Source organism: Streptomyces sp. NPDC087844, from assembly GCF_044742785.1.
Lineage (GTDB): Bacteria > Actinomycetota > Actinomycetes > Streptomycetales > Streptomycetaceae > Streptomyces.
The window spans coordinates 274,202-291,381 of record NZ_JBIUVD010000006.1; the positions used below are offsets into that span (position 1 = coordinate 274,202).

General features: G+C 73.0%; 11 protein-coding genes. 4 read left to right on the top strand and 7 right to left on the bottom strand.

The annotated features are described in order from the left end of the window. Positions 1-44: 44 nt before the first annotated feature. From ACIOKD_RS15285 to ACIOKD_RS15315, 7 genes are all read right to left on the bottom strand, one after another. Positions 45-1,247, bottom strand: coding sequence for an acyl-CoA dehydrogenase family protein (locus tag ACIOKD_RS15285; RefSeq protein WP_402083275.1), 1,203 nt, complete (start codon positions 1,245-1,247; stop codon positions 45-47). Positions 1,248-1,462: 215 nt separating this feature from the next. Beyond that, positions 1,463-3,343, bottom strand: a complete 1,881-nt coding sequence (locus ACIOKD_RS15290; protein ID WP_402083277.1) for an acetyl/propionyl/methylcrotonyl-CoA carboxylase subunit alpha — start codon at positions 3,341-3,343, stop codon at positions 1,463-1,465. A 32-nt stretch (positions 3,344-3,375) separates the two neighbouring features. Further along, positions 3,376-4,974, bottom strand: a complete 1,599-nt coding sequence (locus ACIOKD_RS15295; protein ID WP_402083280.1) for an acyl-CoA carboxylase subunit beta — start codon at positions 4,972-4,974, stop codon at positions 3,376-3,378. Continuing rightward, positions 4,971-6,857 carry an acyclic terpene utilization AtuA family protein gene (locus tag ACIOKD_RS15300; RefSeq protein WP_402083282.1) on the bottom strand — a complete coding sequence of 629 codons (1,887 nt, stop codon included), beginning with the start codon at positions 6,855-6,857 and terminating at the stop codon, positions 4,971-4,973. The genes ACIOKD_RS15295 and ACIOKD_RS15300 overlap by 4 nt, the downstream gene beginning before the upstream one ends. Further along, positions 6,854-7,648, bottom strand: a complete 795-nt coding sequence (locus ACIOKD_RS15305; protein WP_402083285.1) for a TIGR03084 family metal-binding protein — start codon at positions 7,646-7,648, stop codon at positions 6,854-6,856. The genes ACIOKD_RS15300 and ACIOKD_RS15305 overlap by 4 nt, the downstream gene beginning before the upstream one ends. A gap of 306 nt (positions 7,649-7,954) precedes the next feature. Next, entirely contained in the window at positions 7,955-8,917 is a 963-nt protein-coding gene (locus tag ACIOKD_RS15310) for an EamA family transporter (RefSeq protein WP_402083289.1), read from the bottom strand. 409 nt (positions 8,918-9,326) lie between these two features. After that, entirely contained in the window at positions 9,327-12,344 is a 3,018-nt protein-coding gene (locus ACIOKD_RS15315) for an FAD-linked oxidase C-terminal domain-containing protein (protein ID WP_402083292.1), read from the bottom strand. Positions 12,345-12,901: 557 nt separating this feature from the next. Here ACIOKD_RS15315 and ACIOKD_RS15320 point away from each other — a divergent pair. The 4 genes from ACIOKD_RS15320 to ACIOKD_RS15335 all read left to right on the top strand — a co-directional run bounded on the left by ACIOKD_RS15320 (position 12,902) and on the right by ACIOKD_RS15335 (position 17,030). Then, positions 12,902-14,893: a sensor histidine kinase gene (locus ACIOKD_RS15320; protein ID WP_402083295.1), complete on the top strand. Its 1,992-nt coding sequence runs from the start codon at positions 12,902-12,904 to the stop codon at positions 14,891-14,893. After that, entirely contained in the window at positions 14,890-15,354 is a 465-nt protein-coding gene (locus tag ACIOKD_RS15325) for a roadblock/LC7 domain-containing protein (protein ID WP_402083297.1), read from the top strand. The genes ACIOKD_RS15320 and ACIOKD_RS15325 overlap by 4 nt, the downstream gene beginning before the upstream one ends. Beyond that, complete coding sequence (locus tag ACIOKD_RS15330) at positions 15,351-15,707, top strand: DUF742 domain-containing protein (protein ID WP_402083300.1); 357 nt, start codon at positions 15,351-15,353, stop codon at positions 15,705-15,707. The genes ACIOKD_RS15325 and ACIOKD_RS15330 overlap by 4 nt, the downstream gene beginning before the upstream one ends. Positions 15,708-15,779: 72 nt before the next feature. Then, the gene (locus ACIOKD_RS15335) at positions 15,780-17,030 is read left to right on the top strand and encodes a cytochrome P450 (RefSeq protein WP_402083303.1); all 1,251 of its coding nucleotides are present in this window, start codon (positions 15,780-15,782) and stop codon (positions 17,028-17,030) included. The last annotated feature ends 150 nt before the right edge of the window (positions 17,031-17,180 follow it).

Here is a 17,180-nt window from a genome sequence, read left to right on the forward strand (position 1 = left end):
GCCGGAAGTTGCACGGAAGCCGGAGGCTGTACGGGAGATGGTGCCTAATAGGACTTGGGCAGGCCCAGGGTCTGGTGCGAGACGTAGTTGAGGATCATCTCCCGGCTGACGGGTGCGATACGGGCCACCCGGGACGCGGTGATGAGCGACGCGAGGCCGAACTCGCTGGTCAGGCCGTTGCCGCCGAGCGTGTGCACGGACTGGTCGACGGCCTTCACACAGGCTTCCGCCGCCGCGTACTTGGCCATGTTGGCGGCTTCTCCGGCGCCCACGTCGTCCCCGGAGTCGTACAGGAGGGCCGCCTTCTGCATCATCAGGCGGGCGAGTTCGAGGTCGATGTGGGCCTGGGCGAGGGGGTGCGCGATGGCCTGGTGGGCGCCGATGGGCTCCCGCCAGACGGTGCGCTCGCGGGCGTAGGCGAGGGCCTTGGACAGTGCGTAGCGGCCCATGCCGATCGCGAAGGCGGCGGTCATGACGCGCTCGGGGTTGAGGCCCGCGAAGAGCTGGAGCAGGCCCGCGTCCTCGTCGCCGACGAGCGCGTCGGCGGGCAGCCGTACGTCGTCCAGGGTCAGCTCGAACTGCTTCTCCGCGCCGTGCAGCTCCATGTCGATCTGCCGTCGTCCGAAGCCGGGGGCGTCCCGGGGGACGATGAACAGACAGGGCTTGAGCCTGCCCGTGCGGGCGTCCGCCGTGCGGCCCACGATGAGGGTCGCGTCGGCGATGTCGACGCCCGAGATGAAGACCTTGCGGCCGGTGAGGATCCAGTCGGCGCCGTCGTTCGCGCCGTCGCCCGTGCCGTCGTTCGCGCCGTCGTTCGCGCGGCGGGCGGTGGTCGTGATGCGGTGGCTGTTGGAGCCGGCGTCGGGTTCGGTGATGCCGAAGGCCATGGTGCGGGTGCCGTCGGCGAGGGCCGGGAGCCACTCCTGTTTCTGCTCCTCCGTGCCGAAGCGGGCGATCACTGTGCCGCAGATGGCCGGTGAGACCACCATCATGAGGAGGGGGCAGCCCGCGGCGCCGAGTTCTTCGAGGACTATGGAGAGTTCGGCTATGCCGCCGCCTCCGCCGCCGTATTCCTCGGGGAGGTTGACGCCCAGGTAGCCGAGCTTGGCGGCTTCCGCCCACAGCTCGGTGGGGTGTGCCTTTTCCGCGATGACCTTGGCGAGGTATTCGCGGCCGTAGCGGGTGCCGAGGGCTGATACCGCTGCGCGGAGGGCTTTGTGTTCGTCTGTTTCGAGGACCGGTGCCATTGGGGCTCCTCAGGGGCTGGTGTTTGGTGGAGGGTGTGGGTGCGGGTGCGGGTGCGGGTGCGGGTGCGTCGTGGCTTGTCGCGCAGTTCCTCGCGCCCCTGAAGGCGAAAGGCAAAAGATTGCGCCGTTCCCCGCGCCCCTGAAAGCGAAAAGCAAAGGGCGAAAGATTGCGCCGTTCCCCGCGCCCCTGTGTGGGCGCTCCTATGGGGGCGCCCCTATGTGGGCTCGACGACCGCCAACAAGGTGCCCACCTCCACCTGTTGGCCGGGAGCGGCGTGCAGGGCCGTCAGGGTTCCGGCCGCCGGGGCGGTGATCTTGTGTTCCATCTTCATCGCCTCCAGCCAGATCAAGGGCTGGCCCGCCTGGACCGGGGTTCCCTCCGTGAGGTCTTCCGCGACGCGGACCACCGTGCCGGGCATGGGGGCCAGCAGGGAGCCGGGGGCGTGGTCGGGCTCGGGGGCGGGGAAGCGGGGGAGGGCCGTGAGCGTGGTGTCGTTCACGTGCACCCGGTCGCCGTACCGGGACACCGCGAACTTACGGCGTACGCCCGCTATGTCGAGTACGACGAGGTCCGCACCGGCCTGGACCACGTGGACGCCGTCGGCGGCCGGGCCCTGCCGGGTGTGCCGGTAGTGGACCTCGTGCTCCTCACCCGCCACGAGGTAGCGCCTGCTCTGCGGCTGCGAGGGCAGGTTCCGCCAGCCGCCGCCGAACCGCGAGCGGCCGTGCGCGTCGGCGAGTGCGGCGGCCAGGGGGGCGTACGGGTCCGGGGTGGCCTTGGTGAGGTCGGCGAGGTGGCGTGCGTAGAAGGCCGTGTTCATCCGGGCCGCCGTGAATTCCTCGTGTCGCAGGGAGCGTACGAGGAGGTCGCGGTTGGTGACCGGGCCGTGGACGGTCGCCCGCTCCAGGGCTCCGGCGAGTCTGCGGATCGCCTCCGCGCGGGTGGGCGCGTGGGCGACGGCCTTGGCGAGCATGGCGTCGTAGTGGACGCCGATCGTGTCGCCGTCGCCGTAGCCGGTGTCCAGGCGGACGCCGGGTACGGACAGCCGGTGCAGGGTGCCGGTCTGCGGGGCCCAGTCCTGGGAGGGGTCCTCGGCGTAGAGGCGGGCCTCGATCGCGTGGCCGGACGGGGCCGGGGGATCGCCGTCCAGGGTGCCGCCCTCGGCGACGCGCAGTTGCAGGGCGACCAGGTCGGTCCCGAACACGGCTTCCGTCACCGGGTGTTCGACCTGGAGGCGGGTGTTCATCTCCAGGAAGTGGACGCGGTCCCCGGAGTCACTGTCCTCGGAGACCAGGAACTCCACCGTGCCGGCGCCCGTGTAGGCGATCGTACGGGCGGCGGCCGTCGCCGCCGAGAGCAGGCGCTCCTCCACCTGGGGGCCGAGGCCCGGCGCGGGGGCCTCCTCGATGACCTTCTGGTGGCGGCGCTGGAGGGAGCAGTCGCGGGTGCCGAGGGCCCAGACGGTGCCGTGACCGTCGGCGACGATCTGCACCTCGACGTGTCGCGCGTGCTCGACGTACGGCTCCACGAAGACCGTACCGTCCCCGAAGGCGCTCTCCGCCTCGGCCGACGCGGCCTCCAACTCGCTCTTCAGGTCGGCGAGTTCGCGGACGACCCGCATGCCGCGTCCGCCACCGCCCGCCGACGCCTTCACCAGGACCGGCAGGTCTCCCTCGGTCACGGCGTCGGGGTCCAGGGGGGCGAGCAACGGCACCCCGGCGGCGGCCATCAGCTCCTTGGCGCGGGTCTTGGAGGCCATTGCCCCGATCGCCTCGGGGGACGGTCCGACCCAGACGAGGCCCGCGTCGAGGACGGCCCGTGCGAAGTCGGCGTTCTCGGAGAGGAAGCCGTAACCGGGGTGGACGGCGTCGGCGCCGGCCGCGACGGCGGCCCGCACGATCAGGTCGCCCCTCAGGTACGTGTCGGCGGGGGATGTGCCCGGCAGGCGTACGGCGGTGTCGGCCACGCGCGTGTGGAGGGCGTTCGCGTCGGCGTCCGAGTACACGGCGACGGTACGGATGCCCAGCTCGTGGCAGGTGCGGAAGACCCGGCAGGCGATCTCACCGCGGTTGGCGACCAGCAGACTCGAAATCATGGAACCCCTCATAGGACTGCTCACCCGACCTCTCACATCCGGAAGACGCCGAAGCCGCCGCGCACGCCCTCGTAGGGGGCCGTGTGGATGGCGGACAGGCACAGGCCGAGGACGGTTCGGGTGTCGCGCGGGTCGATGACGCCGTCGTCGTAGAGCCGCCCGGACAGGAACATCGGCAGGGACTCGGACTCGATCTGCTGCTCCACCATGGCGCGCAGGGCCGCGTCGGCGTCGTCGTCATACGGCTGTCCCTTCGCGGCGGCGGACTGCCGGGCGACGATCGACAGGACTCCGGCGAGTTGTTGCGGGCCCATGACGGCGGACTTCGCGCTGGGCCAGGCGAAGAGGAAACGCGGGTCGTACGCCCGCCCGCACATGCCGTAGTGGCCCGCTCCGTAGGAGGCGCCCATGAGGACGGACAGATGCGGGACGCGGCTGTTGCTCACCGCGTTGATCATCATCGCGCCGTGCTTGATGATGCCGCCCTGCTCGTACTCCTTGCCGACCATGTAGCCGGTGGTGTTGTGCAGGAAGAGCAGCGGGATGTCGCGCTGGTTGGCCAGCTGGATGAACTGGGCGGCCTTCTGTGACTCCTCGCTGAAGAGCACGCCGCGCGCGTTGGCGAGGATGCCGACGGGATAGCCGTGCAGGCTCGCCCAGCCGGTCGTCAGGCTCGTCCCGTAGAGGGGCTTGAACTCGTCGAAGTCGGAGCCGTCGACGATCCGGGCGACGACCTCGCGTGGGTCGAAGGGGTGCTTGAGGTCGCCGGGGACGATGCCCAGCAGCTCCTCGGGGTCGTACTTGGGCGGCTCGGCCGGTGCCGGATCGGCATACGCCTTGCGGTGGCCCAGGCGGGCGACCACGCGCCGCGCCTGCCGCAGGGCGTCCCGCTCGTCGACGGCGAAGTAGTCGGCGAGACCCGACACGCGCGCGTGCATCTCGGCACCGCCCAGGGACTCGTCGTCGCTCTCCTCGCCGGTGGCCATCTTCACCAGCGGCGGGCCGCCGAGGAAGACCTTCGCACGCTCCTTGACCATGATCACGTGGTCGGACATGCCGGGGATGTACGCGCCCCCGGCGGTCGAGTTGCCGAAGACGACGGCGACGGTCGGGATACCGGCCGCCGAGAGGCGGGTGATGTCCCGGAAGATGGCGCCCCCGGGGATGAAGATCTCCTTCTGGGAGGGCAGATCGGCGCCGCCCGACTCGACGAGGCTGATGCTCGGGAGACGGTTCGCGTACGCGATGTCGTTGGCCCGCAAGGCCTTCTTCAGGCTCCAGGGGTTGCTGGCGCCGCCGCGTACGGTCGGGTCGTTGGCTGTGATCAGGCACTCGACGCCCTCGACGACACCGATGCCTGTGACGAGCGAGGCGCCGACGGCGTAGTCACTCCCCCAGGCGGCGAGCGGCGACAGTTCGAGGAACGGTGTGTCGGGGTCCAGGAGCAGTTCGATGCGTTCGCGTGCGAGCAGTTTGCCGCGCTTCCGGTGCCGGGCCACGTACTTCTCGCCGCCGCCCGCGAGGGCCTTGGCGTGCTCGGTGTCGAGGTCGGCGAGCTTGCCGAGCATGGTCTCGCGGTGGGCCGCGTAGTCGGCGCCGGAGGTGTCCAGCGCGGACGCCAGGACCGTCACAGCAGTACCTCCGGTATGTCGAGGTGGCGGGAGCGCAGCCATTCGCCGAGGGCCTTGGCCTGCGGGTCGAAGCGGTGCTGCGCGGCGACGCCCTCCCCGAGGATCCCCTCGACGACGAAGTTCAGGGCGCGCAGGTTGGGCAGGACGTGGCGTACGACGGTCAGGCCGGCCGTCTCCGGCAGGAGTTCGCGCAGCCGGTCGGTGGTGAGGGTGTGGGCGAGCCAGCGCCAGGCGTCGTCCGTGCGCACCCAGACGCCGACGTTGGCGTTCCCGCCCTTGTCACCGCTGCGGGCCCCGGCGACTAGACCGAGGGGTGCGCGGCGCACGGCGGACCCTGGCGGGAGGGGTTCGGGCAGGGGCGGTTGCTGAGAGGGCGCGAGAGGCTGGAGTACGAGGGTGTCGTGGGCCGGCGACACAGTGATCCGGCGCCCGTCGTGGAGGACCGCCGCATGGTCCACGTCCACCTGGGGGACGTACACATCCTCGAAGACGCCGTATGGGGCACCCTTTCCAGGTGGTGCCAGCACATGGAATCCGGGGTAGCTGCCGAGGGCCAGTTCGATGGCGGCTCCGCTGAGGGTGCGGCCCACGGCGTCCTGGTCGGGGTCGCGCACGACGAGCCGGAGCAGGGCGCTCGCGGTCTCCTCGGTGGGCGCGTCGGGGTGCTCGGTGCGGGCGAGTTCCCAGCGGATCCCGGCCGGGCGGGACTTGGCCGCCATCAGCACGGCATCCAGCTGGGCCCGTACGAACGCGGCCTTCGCCTCGATGTCGAGTCCGGTCAGCACGAAGACGACCTCGTTGCGGAAACCGCCGAGCCGGTTGAGCCCTACCTTGAGCGTGGGGGGCGGCGCCTCGCCCCGCGCACCCGCGATCCGTACGCGGTCGGGCCCCTCCTGGGTGAGGCGGACCGAGTCGAGGCGGGCGGTGACGTCGGGTCCCGCGTACCGGGCGCCCGCCGTCTCGTACAGGAGCTGGGCGGTGACCGTGCCGAGGTCCACGACGCCGCCGGTGCCGTCGTGCTTGGTGATGACGCTCGTGCCGTCCTCGTGGAGTTCGGCGACCGGGAAGCCCGGGTGGTGCAGCCGGGCCGGGTCGTGCTCGGCGAAGAAGGCGTAGTTGCCGCCGGTGGCCTGTGTGCCGCACTCCAGTACGTGCCCGGCGACGACGGCTCCCGCGAGGCGGTCGTAGGCGTCCGGCGCCCAGCCGAAGTGGGCGACCGCGGGCCCGGTGACCAGGGCGGCGTCGGTGACCCGGCCGGTGACGACGATGTCCGCGCCCTCGCGCAGACAGGCGGCGACGCCTCCGCCGCCGAGGTAGGCGTGCGCGGCGAGGTTCCCGGGCCCGGGGTACCGGGCGGTGAGGTCGTCGCCCTCGACGTGGGCGACCCGCGCCGGTATGCCGAGCCGGGCCGCCAGCTCCCGTACGGCGTCGGCCAGTCCGGCCGGGTTGAGGCCACCGGCGTTGGCCACGATCCGTACGCCCCGCTCGTGTGCGAGACCGAGGCACTCCTCCAACTGGCGCAGGAAGGTGCGCGCGTAGCCGCCGGCCGGGTTCTTCAGGCGGTCGCGGCCGAGGATGAGCATGGTCAGTTCGGCGAGATAGTCGCCGGTCAGGACGTCCAGCGGGCCGCCGGTGAGCATCTCGCGCATGGCGTCGAAGCGGTCGCCGTAGAAGCCGGAGGCGTTGCCTATGCGGAGGGGGCGGGTGACCGGCCCCGGCGCGGGGCCGGGTGCCGGACCAAGTGCCGGGCCGGGTGCGTTGGCGGCCGTCCCGGTCGGCGTGCCGGTCGGCGTCCCGGTCGTCGTGCCGGAGGTCGTGGCGCCGGTGGGGCGGCCGGTGGTGGGATCGCCGACAGGGAAGTCGCCGGTGGGGCCGCCGGTCATTCCGCGGTCCCCTTCGGTGCGCGGCCCGTGCCGGGCGGGCCCGCGAAGGCCTGGGCGATGTCCAGCCAGCGGTCGGCGTCGAGGCCTTCCGCCCGTACCGCGAGGTCGGCGCGGTTCGCCCGCTGGGTGACGAGGAGGCAGAAGTCGAGGGCGGGGCCGGTGACGCGCTGGGCGGCGCCCTCGGGGCCGTACGTCCACACCTCGCCCGAGGGTGCGGTGAGTTCGACGCGGAACTCCTCCTCGGGCGGGGTGAGTCCCCGTACCCCGAAGGCGAAGTTCCGGGCCCGCACACCGATGCGCGCCACATGCCGGAGGCGGTCGGTGGGTGGCCTCGTCACCTGCAGTGTGTCCGCGATGTCCTGGCCGTGGGCCCAGGTCTCCATGAGCCGGCCCGTCGCCATGGAGGCGACCGACATGGGCGGCCCGTACCAGGGGAAACGCGTTCCGGCGGGTGCCGCCCGCAGCGCCTTCTCCAGTGCCTGTCGCCCGGCGCGCCATTCGGCGAGGAGCCGGGCCGGGGGCAGCGCCGCCCCCTGTTCCGCGCCCTCGTCCACGAAGCCGTCGGGCGAGGCCAGCGCCTTCTGGACCTCCTGCGCGAAGGCCGCCGCGTCGGTCACGGCGAGCAGGGCGGACCGGTCGGTCCAGGCGAGGTGCGCGATCTGGTGGGCGACGGTCCACCTCGGGGCCGGGGTGGCGAGCGCCCAGCGCTCCTCCGCCAACTCACCTACCAGGTCGTCGAGTTGCTCGCTCTCCCGGCTCAGATCGTCGATCACGGACGACGGGTCGGACACGATGGCGCTCCCCTCGGGGCACGACGGTGTGCGGTGCGTTCTGGAGCATGGCAGCGGGCAGAGAAACAATCAAGCGTGCTTGCATTGGTTGACGTGCCTGCATTGATCGGTACGGGCACCGGGAACGCACGCACGCACGCACGCACGCAAATTGTCGCGCCCCGCAGAGCCAGAGTCAGGGCCAGAGTCAGGGCCAGGGCCAGAGTCAGAGCGTGATGGACGACCTGCACAAGGTCATGGCCCGCGCCACCGCCGACTCCGAGGTGGACGCGCCGGCCGCGTCCGTGACCTCGCAGGGCGATACACCTAGCCCACGTTCTTGGCCCTGCCCCGGCCCACCTGGGTACGTACGGCTCCCATGCTCGCCGCGATGACCAGGCCGATCGCGAGCCCCTCCGTGACGGACAGCGTCTGGCTCAGCACCAGGAAGCCGGCGATCGAGGCGACGGCCGGTTCCAGGCTCATCATGACCGCGAAGGTGGAGGCGGGCATCCGGCGCAGGGCGAGGAGTTCCAGCGTGTACGGGAGGACGGAGGACAGGATCGCGACGGCGGAGCCCAGGGCGACCGTGGTCGGGTCCAGGAGCCTGCCGCCCGACTCGACGAGGCCCAGGGGCAGGAACGCCACGGCCGCGACCACCATCGCCAGCGCCAGCCCGTCGGCCTGCGGGAAGCGACGCCCCGTACGCGCGCTGAAGACGATGTACGCGGCCCACATGGCGCCTGCCGACAGGGCGAAGGCGACGCCGGCCGGGTCGAGGGTGCTGAAGCCTCCGCCGCCCAGCAGGAAGACACCGCCGAGGGCGAAGCCGGCCCAGACGAGGTTGACGGCGCGGCGCGAGGTGACCACCGAGAGGATCAGTGGGCCGAGCACTTCGAGGGTGACGGCGGGGCCCAGCGGGATACGGGCCACCGACTGGTAGAAGAGGCCGTTCATCGCGGCCATCGTGAGGCCGAAGACGAGGACTGTGCCCCAGTCGGCGCGCGAGTGCCCGCGCAGTCTGGGCCGGCAGATCACCATCAGCACGATCGCGGCGACCGCGAGGCGGAGCGTGACCACGCCGAGCGCTCCGGCGCGCGGCATGAGGCTCACGGCGAGGGCGCCGCCGAACTGGACGCTGATGCCTCCGGCCAGTACCAGGCCCACCGGGCCCAGGGCGCGTATGCCTCGGGGGGCCGCGGCGGTGGGTTCGGACGTGGGGTCCGGGTTCGCCGCGGTGGTGGCGGGGTCGGCGACCTGGAGGGGTTGGTCGGCGCGGGGGATGGTCACGGGGCGTCCAGGAAGTTCGGTGGGTGCACGTTTCGTACATCGTGATGGACTGGCCAGTCCAGGGTAATGGACTTGGTCAGGGTTGTGAAGCCGGTTTGCAGCTTACGGTGCGCGTCTGCGGGCTGCGGGGGCCCGCCGGGAGTGGGGGTGCCCCTGAGGGCGGGTTGCCCCTTAGGTGGTGGGGGTCGTGGGGGAGTGCGGGCTCGTCGGGGCTGGGCGCGCCGTTCCCCGCGCCCCTAGGCGGGAGGGGTGGGAGTCGTGGCGGAGTGCGGGCTCGTCGGGGCTGGGCGCGCCGTTCCCCGCGCCCCTTAGGGGGGAGGGGTGGGGGTCGTGGCGGGGTGCGGGTTCGTCGGGGCTGGGCGCGCCGTTCCCCGCGCCCCTTAAGGGGAGGGGTGGGGGTGGGGGGCAGTCAGGAGGTTGGTAGGCCTTCTGCCAGTACCTCTGCCAAGTGGTGGGCCCGTGTCCTCGACGTCTGGTGCAGTTGGGTGCGGCAGGAGAAGCCGTCGGCCAGGATGACGGTGCCGTCGGGGGCCTCGCGGACCGCCGGGAGCAGTTGTTCCTCGGCGCAGGCGGTCGACACGTCGTAGTGGCCCTTCTCGAAACCGAAGTTGCCCGCGAGGCCGCAGCACCCGCCCGCCAGGGTGCCGGTCAGGCCCGCCGCCTCGCGCAGGCGGCGGTCCGCCGCGTCTCCCAGGACCGCGTGCTGATGGCAGTGGGTCTGGCCCACGACCGGGCGGTCCAGACGCGGGGGCGTCCAGTGCGGGGCGTGGCGTTCCAGTGCCTCCGCGAACGTCACCACCGCCGCCGCCAGGCGCCGCGCGCGAGGATCGTCGGGCAGCAGCTCCGGCAGATCCGTACGCAGGGCCGCCGCACAGCTCGGTTCGAGGACGACGACGGGCGGGGGTCCCGAAGCGGACGCCGGGTCCAGGAGTGGGTCCAGAAGTGGGTCCACGAGCCGGTCCATCAGGTCGAGTGTGCGGCGCATCACCGTACGGGCGCGGTCCAGTTGTCCCGTCGAGACGTAGGTCAGGCCGCAGCAGACCCCCGGATCGCGGGAGGACGGTCGGCCGCCGGCGGTCACGGGTGTCACGTTCAGGCCCGCCGCCTCCAGGACCCGTACGGCCGCCTTGCCGACGGACGGGGACAGGTGCTCCGTGAAGGTGTCAGGCCAGAGGACGACCGTCGGGCGGGGCGGACCACCGGCATCCAGCTGCCCGGCGGACCCGGTGCGCGTCCCGCCGCCGCGGGCCCACCACCGGCTGAACGTCTCCCCCGCCACCCGCGGGATCTCCCGCTCCGGCGCGATGCCGCCCAGCCGTTTGGCGAGTGACGCCAACGACCGTACCGAGGCGAGGAAGTTGACCAGCCGCGCCGTACGGGTGCGGTCCACCAGCCGCAGCCACAACGGCAGCCACCCCATCGCGTAGTGCGCCGCCGGCCGCCTGCGCCCTTCGTAGTGGTGGTGCAGGAACTCCGCCTTGTACGTGGCCATGTCGACGCCGACCGGGCAGTCCGTGCGGCAGCCCTTGCAGGACAGGCAGAGGTCCAGCGCGTCGCGGACCTCCGTGGAGCGCCAGCCGTCCGTGATCACCTCACCGGCCAGCATCTCGTGCAGCAGCCGCGCGCGCCCCCGCGTGGAGTGCTCCTCCTCGCCGGTGACCCGGAAGGACGGGCACATGACCGAGGAACCCCCTGCTGTCGCGGTGCGGCACTTGGCCACGCCGACGCATCGGCGTACCGCCGCCGCGAAGTCCCCGCCGTCGGCCGGGTAGCCGAACTCGACGTCCACGGGTTCGCGCGGGAGGACCGCGAACCGCAGGTTCTCGTCCAGCCGGTGCGGCCTGACCAGCGTGCCGGGGTTGAGCAGGCCGTCCGGGTCCCAGAGGTCCTTCACCCGCTCGAAAAGGCCGACGACTTGGGCCCCGTACATCTTCGGCAGCAGTTCGGCCCGTGCCTGTCCGTCCCCGTGCTCCCCCGACAGCGAGCCGCCGTGCGAGACGACCAGCTCGGCCAGTTCCTCCGAGAAGGCGCGGAAGCGGCCCACGCCCGCGGGTGTCAGCAGGTCGAAGTCGATGCGTACGTGGATGCAGCCGTCCCCGAAGTGGCCGTAGGGCGCCCCGCGCAGCCCGTGGGACGTCAACAGGTTCCGGAAGTCCCGGAGGTACGCGCCCAGCCGGGCCGGCGGCACCGCGCAGTCCTCCCAGCCGGGCCAGGCCTCGGTACCGTCCGGCATCCGGGTCGCCGTGCCGCTCGCGTCCTCGCGGATGCGCCACAGGGTGCGCTGCGTGGCGGGGTCGGTGACGACCAGGGACTCCGTCACGTCCGCCGCGCGGGCGATCGCCTCGGCACGCGCGCGTGCCTGCGCCGCCGTGTCGCCGCCCGTCTCCACGAACAGCCAGGCGCCGCCTCGGGGCAGCCCCGCGTCCGGCGGTACGAGGTCGGCCGCCATCCCCTCCACCGTCAGCGGGCCGTGCGGCAGCAGCCCGGCGGCCGCTTCGGCCGCCGCACTCTCGTCGGCGTAGGCGAGAACGGCGAGCGCACGCGCGCGGGGTGCCTCGACGAGGCGTACGACCGCCTCCGTGAGGATGCCGAGGGTGCCCTCGGAGCCACAGAGGAGGCGGGCCACGTCCGCGCCGCGTTCGGGGAGCAGTGCGTCGAGCGCGTACCCGGAGATGCGGCGCGGGAGGGCAGGGAAGCCGGTGCGGAGTGTCTTCAACTCGCCCTCGACCAGGGCCCGTAGGCCGTCGGGGGCGCCGGCCCAGCCGGGGCCGGGGCGGAGCCGGTCGCCGCGTGCGGTGAGCACGGACAGTTCGCGCACGCTGTCCGCCGTGGTGCCCCACGCCACCGAGTGCGAGCCGCAGGAGTTGTTGCCGATCATTCCACCGAGCGTGCAGCGGCCGTGTGTCGAGGGATCGGGCCCGAAGCGCAGTCCGTGCGGTGCGGCGGCCTCCTGGAGACGGTCCAGGACGACTCCCGGCTGGACCACGGCCGTGCGGGTCTCGGCGTCCAGCGACTCGACGCGGTTCATGTGGCGGGTGAAGTCGAGGACCACGCCCGTGCCGGTCGCCTGTCCGGCGATCGACGTGCCGCCGCCGCGGGCCACGACCGGTACGCCGAGTCCGGCGCACACGGACAGGGCCGCCGCCACGTCGTCGGCGTCTCTCGGGGCGACCACGCCCAGGGGGACGCGCCTGTAGTTGGACGCGTCCATGGTGTTGAGCGCTCGCGCGGTCGCGTCGAACGCGACCTCGCCGCGCACGGCGCCGGCCAGCGCCGCGTACAACTCGCGCCGCAGTTGCGGCTCCGGCTCCCGCTCCCGCTCCCGCTCCGACTCCGGCTTCGGCTTCGGCTTCGGCTTCGGTTCCGGCTTCCGCTTCGGCTCCGACTTCGCCCTGCGCTCCGGCTGCCCGAGATCCGTTTCCTTCATATGGCCAAGCATGCATGTCCTTCCCGGGGCGGGCGGACGGGAGTGTGCGCCTGCGGCGCGGAGAGAGAGGATGCCAGGTGGCTGGGGGTCGGCTGCCGGTCCGTCGTGGCCTGTCGCGCAGTTCCCCGGGCCCCTCACGGGCGACCGGAACCTCCCGCCCACACCCCGACCGCCGGTGCGTCGTGGCCGGGCGCACAGTTCCCCGCGCCCCTCAGGGGCCACCGGGACCCCCCGCCCGGCCCCCGACCCCCGCACCCCGGCCCCCAGCCCCCAGCCCGCCGTAACCCGGGCACGCAGTTCCCCGCGCCCCTCACGGGTCACCGGGGCCCGTCCCGCAGCGGCGCCCGCAGCCAGGGCCGGCCGGTGTTCGCGAGCGGGCCGCGCCCGCTCCGTTTCGTGCGCCCCATTGCGCGCCGGGGCGGCTCCTCAGCGATTCGCGGACGAATTGTGAGAGTGCGCCAGAACGTGCCCGTTCCGATCACGAAGTCCCATATAGTGACCGCCAGTTGAGCACCAAGTGTCGCATCCCGCCCAGGACACGACCGAGGACACGATTCATGAACGCGCCCACCTCGCAAGCGCGCCCCACAAAAGATCGGCCGTCCCTCGCACAACTCAGCAGCGCACGCCCCCGTCTGCGTGCCGCCGCGGTCGCTCCGCTCCTGACAGCCGTACCGGCCGGTTTCGCCGTCGGAGCCGCGGTCGCCCTGGCTCCGGCTCAGGCGCGCGCGCCCCTCGGCTGGGGCCTGGGCGCGGCACTCCTCCTGCTGTGCGCGGCCGTGGCCGTGGCCGGGCATGCCGCACAGACATCACGATTACTCCTCCGGCGTCTCGAAGCGGTCTCCCAGGACGCCGGCCGATTACTCCAGGAGAAGGCCGCCCTCACGGAGGAATCCGCCAGGGAACACGAGCGGCTCACCGACGAGTTCACCCGGGAACGCGCACGACTCGCCGAGCAGAACGCCCACCACAAGGTGCGACTCGCCGCCGAACTCGGCCGGGAGCGCGCCCGGCTCGGCGCCGAGAACGCGCGCGTGACGGACGAGCTGCGGCAGGCGACAACCGACCGGGCCACCGCGATCTCGGCCTCCGCCAACACGGCCGGCCGCCTCCAGGCCCTCGCCACGAGCATGCTGGCCGACCTGCGCGCCATGGAGGAGAGGTACGCCGACGAGGACGTGCTCGCCGACCTCCTCCACCTCGACCACCGCACCGCGCAGGCGGGCCGTCTCGCCGACTCCGTCGCCGTCCTCACGGGCGCGCGCTCCGGCCGCCGCTGGGCACGCCCCATCGTCATGGAGTCGATCCTGCGCGGCGCGATGGGCCGCATCGCCGGCTATCAGCGCGTACGCGTCCACTCGGCGAGCGAGGCGGCGGTCGCCGGGCACGCCGCCGAGGCCGTGATGCACGCTCTCGCCGAGATCCTCGACAACGCCGCGAACTTCTCACCGCCGACGGCCGAAGTGCACGTCTACGTGGAAGAGGTACCGGCCGGGGTCGTCGTCTCCGTGGAGGACAGCGGCCTGGTGATGGGCGAGGCACAGCTGCGGCGTGCCGAACACGCCGTCTCCGGTACGCAGACGGGGCTCGGCAGCCTCACCGGCGCCCGGCTCGGCCTCACGGTCGTCGGCCGACTCGCCCTCAAGTACGGCCTGACGGTCTCCTTCCGTCCTTCGGCGCGCGGCGGCACGGGCGTCCTGGTCCGCATCCCGCAGGACATCCTCGCGGCCCCGGCGTCGGCTCCGGCCCCCGCTCCGGCCTCTGCGTCTGCGTCCGCGTCCGCCTCTACCTCTGCGTCCGCACGGGCAGCCACGCCGACCTCCGCGCCGACTTCGACGCCACCGCCGCCGTTCCGGGCACCTTTTTCACCCCCGGCCCCGGTCCCGGCCCCGACCCCGGCTCCGGTGCAGACCCCGTACCGCATCCCCGGGACGGCGGCTGACTCGGCGGACCCGGCCAACACGGTTGCCCCGGTCGTACAGGGGTCCTCATCGCCCTTCCCCGGCCCGCGCCCCGGTCCCTGGGACGACGCGGACGACCCGGGGGAGTTCCCCTGGTCCGGCTCCCGCGGGTCGTACGCCGCCTCCCACGCGGTCCCCGACCTGGACCCGGAGCCGGTTCCGGCCCACGGTTTCCGACCCCGGCCCGCCGACCAACCCGTCCATCCCGGCCATCCCGGCCAGTCCAACCGCTCGGACCACTCCGACCACTCCGACCACTCCGACCACCCCGAGCTGCTCCCCAGGCGTCACCGCGGCCGCACCCTGGCCGAGGCCGAGGCCGCGGTCGAAGCCACCGTGAACGCCACCGTGGAAGCCGCGGCGGAAACAGGGCTGGACGGCCCCGACCGCACCGGGACACCCGGATCCCGAGCGACCTCCCGGGAGACCTCCCGAGCGGCCTCCCACCTCACCCCCGACGACGTGATGAACCCCGCCACCCGCTTCAACAGCTTCCGCCAAGCCGTGCGCCGCCCTCCGGCGGACGAGCCCGTACAAGCCCGTACGAGCCCTGCCACCCCCCACCCGGAAGGCGACCCGACGTCATGACCGTCCACACCGGCACCACCAGCACCACCTCGGCGACCGACATCACCTCGGCCACCTCCGCCACGTCGACGACCGAGGAGAAGCTCGGCTGGCTCGTGCAGGGGCTGCTGGCGCGCACTCCGGGCGCCCGGCACGCGCTCGTGCTCTCCCGGGACGGCCTCAAGCTGTGCAGTACGCCGGAACTCTCCGTCGACCAGGCCGACCACCTCGCCGCCATCTCCGCCGGGATCCAGGCGCTGTCCCACGGGGCCTCCCTCCAGTTCGGGGACGGCACCGGGAACGTACGGTCGGCGATGACCGAGTTCTACGGCGGGATCCTGTTCATCGTCGAGGCGGGCGAGGGCGCGCACCTGGCCCTGGTCACGGCCGAGGAGGCCGACGCCGGGCTCGTCGGGCACAACATGGGCCAGCTCGTGGAACAACTCGACGGACACCTGAGCGCGCCACCACGCAGGCCATGAGCCGCCCGGGCAGGGACGACGCGCCCGACCGGCTCTACACGCTCACCCAGGGGCGCACCCGGTCCGCGCCGGGCACCCCCTTCGACCTGCTGACGCTGGTCGTCGCCGAGTGCGATCCGGTACCGGGCATGCAGTCGGAGCACGTGGCGATCCTGCGCCTCACCGGGCGGCCCACCGCCGTCGCCGAGGTCGCCGCCGAGCTTCGGCTGCCGGTCACCATCACGAAGATCCTGCTCTGCGACCTGCTCGCCGAGGGCCGCGTCAGCGCCCGCCACCCCCGCAGGGCCGAACTCGGCGGCCGTCCCGATCCTCACATCCTGGAACAGGTGCTCGTTGGACTCCGCAACCTCTGACGCCTCCCGGGCACATTCCGATTCCGACCGGCCTGACGCCTCCCGGGCACGTCCCGACCGGGAGGCCACCCGGTGAGCCCGGACCCCGGCCCGGCCCCCTCCCCCGACCCCGTACACCTCGACGGTCTTCGGTTCCGGTCCGACCCCGCCGCCCTGTACCGGGAGTTGCGACGCGAGTTCGGCGCGGTGGCTCCGGTGCTGCTCGACGCGGACATCCCGGCGTGGCTCGTCCTCGGCTACCGCGAGCTGCACCAGGTCACCGGGGACCCCGTGCTGTTCAGCCGTGACTCCGGCCTCTGGAACCAGTGGCAGCGCGTCCCCGCCGGCTGGCCGCTGCTGCCGATGATCGGACGCGGGCACTCCTCGGTCCTGCACACCGTCGGCGAACGTCATCGCGCGCGCGTGGCGGTGATCGGGGGCGCCCTCGAAGCCGTCGACCCCTTCGAGCTGCGCGCCCACGCCGAACGGCTCGCGGACGAGCTGATCGACGCCGTGTGCGCCGACGGCACGACGGACCTCGTCGCGCGCTACGCGGACCTGCTCCCCGTACGCGTCCTCGCGACGCTCTACGGATTCGCCGACGAGCAGGGGCCGGGCCTCGTCGCCGCCCTGAACGACATGGTCGACGGGCGCGAGGATGCCGTCGCTGGGCAGTTGCACGTGGCCGCGTCCATGGCGCGGCTGGTGGCAGACCGGGCGGTGCGGCCCGCGGACGACGTGGTCAGCCGCATGCTCGCCTCCGGACGTACGGCGGCAGGCCCCGCCCTCACGAACGAGGAGATCGCCAAGGACCTGATCGTCATGCTGACCGCGGGCCAGCAGCCGACGGCGGGCTGGATCGGCAACTCGCTGCGGCTGATGCTGACGGACGCGCGGTTCGCCGCCTCGCTGTTCGGCGGGCGGCGCAGTGTCGCCGAGGCCATGAACGAGGTCCTGTGGGAGGACACCCCCGCCCAGAACGTGGCCGGCCGCTGGGCGTCCCGCGACGCCCGGCTCGGCGGTCGCGCCGTCCGCGCCGGGGATCTGCTGCTCCTCGGTATCCAGGCCGCGAACTACGACCCGCACGTCCGCACCCACGGCACGGCCCTGCCCGGCGGGAACAGCGCGCACTTCTCCTTCGGACACGGGGAGCACCGGTGCCCGTTCCCGGCGCAGGAGATCGCCGAGGTGGTCGCGCGTACGGCGATCGAGGTGGTCCTGGACCGCCTCCCCGACCTCGACCTCGCGGTCCCCGCCACCGCCCTGGTCCGCCGCCCCTCCCCCTGGCTGGGCAGCCTGACCACCCTGCCGGTCCGTTTCACCCCGACCGCGCCCCGGGGCTGACCGGCGTCACAGCCTGGGGCCCCCGCCCCCGCGCCCCTGATAAAGGGCCCCTTCTGGCCCCTTCAGGGGCGCCCGTCGGGGGCGCGGGGAACTGCGCGACAAGCCCCCCACCGAACCCGCGGCGGACCACGTTCCGGGGGCTCGGGGCGC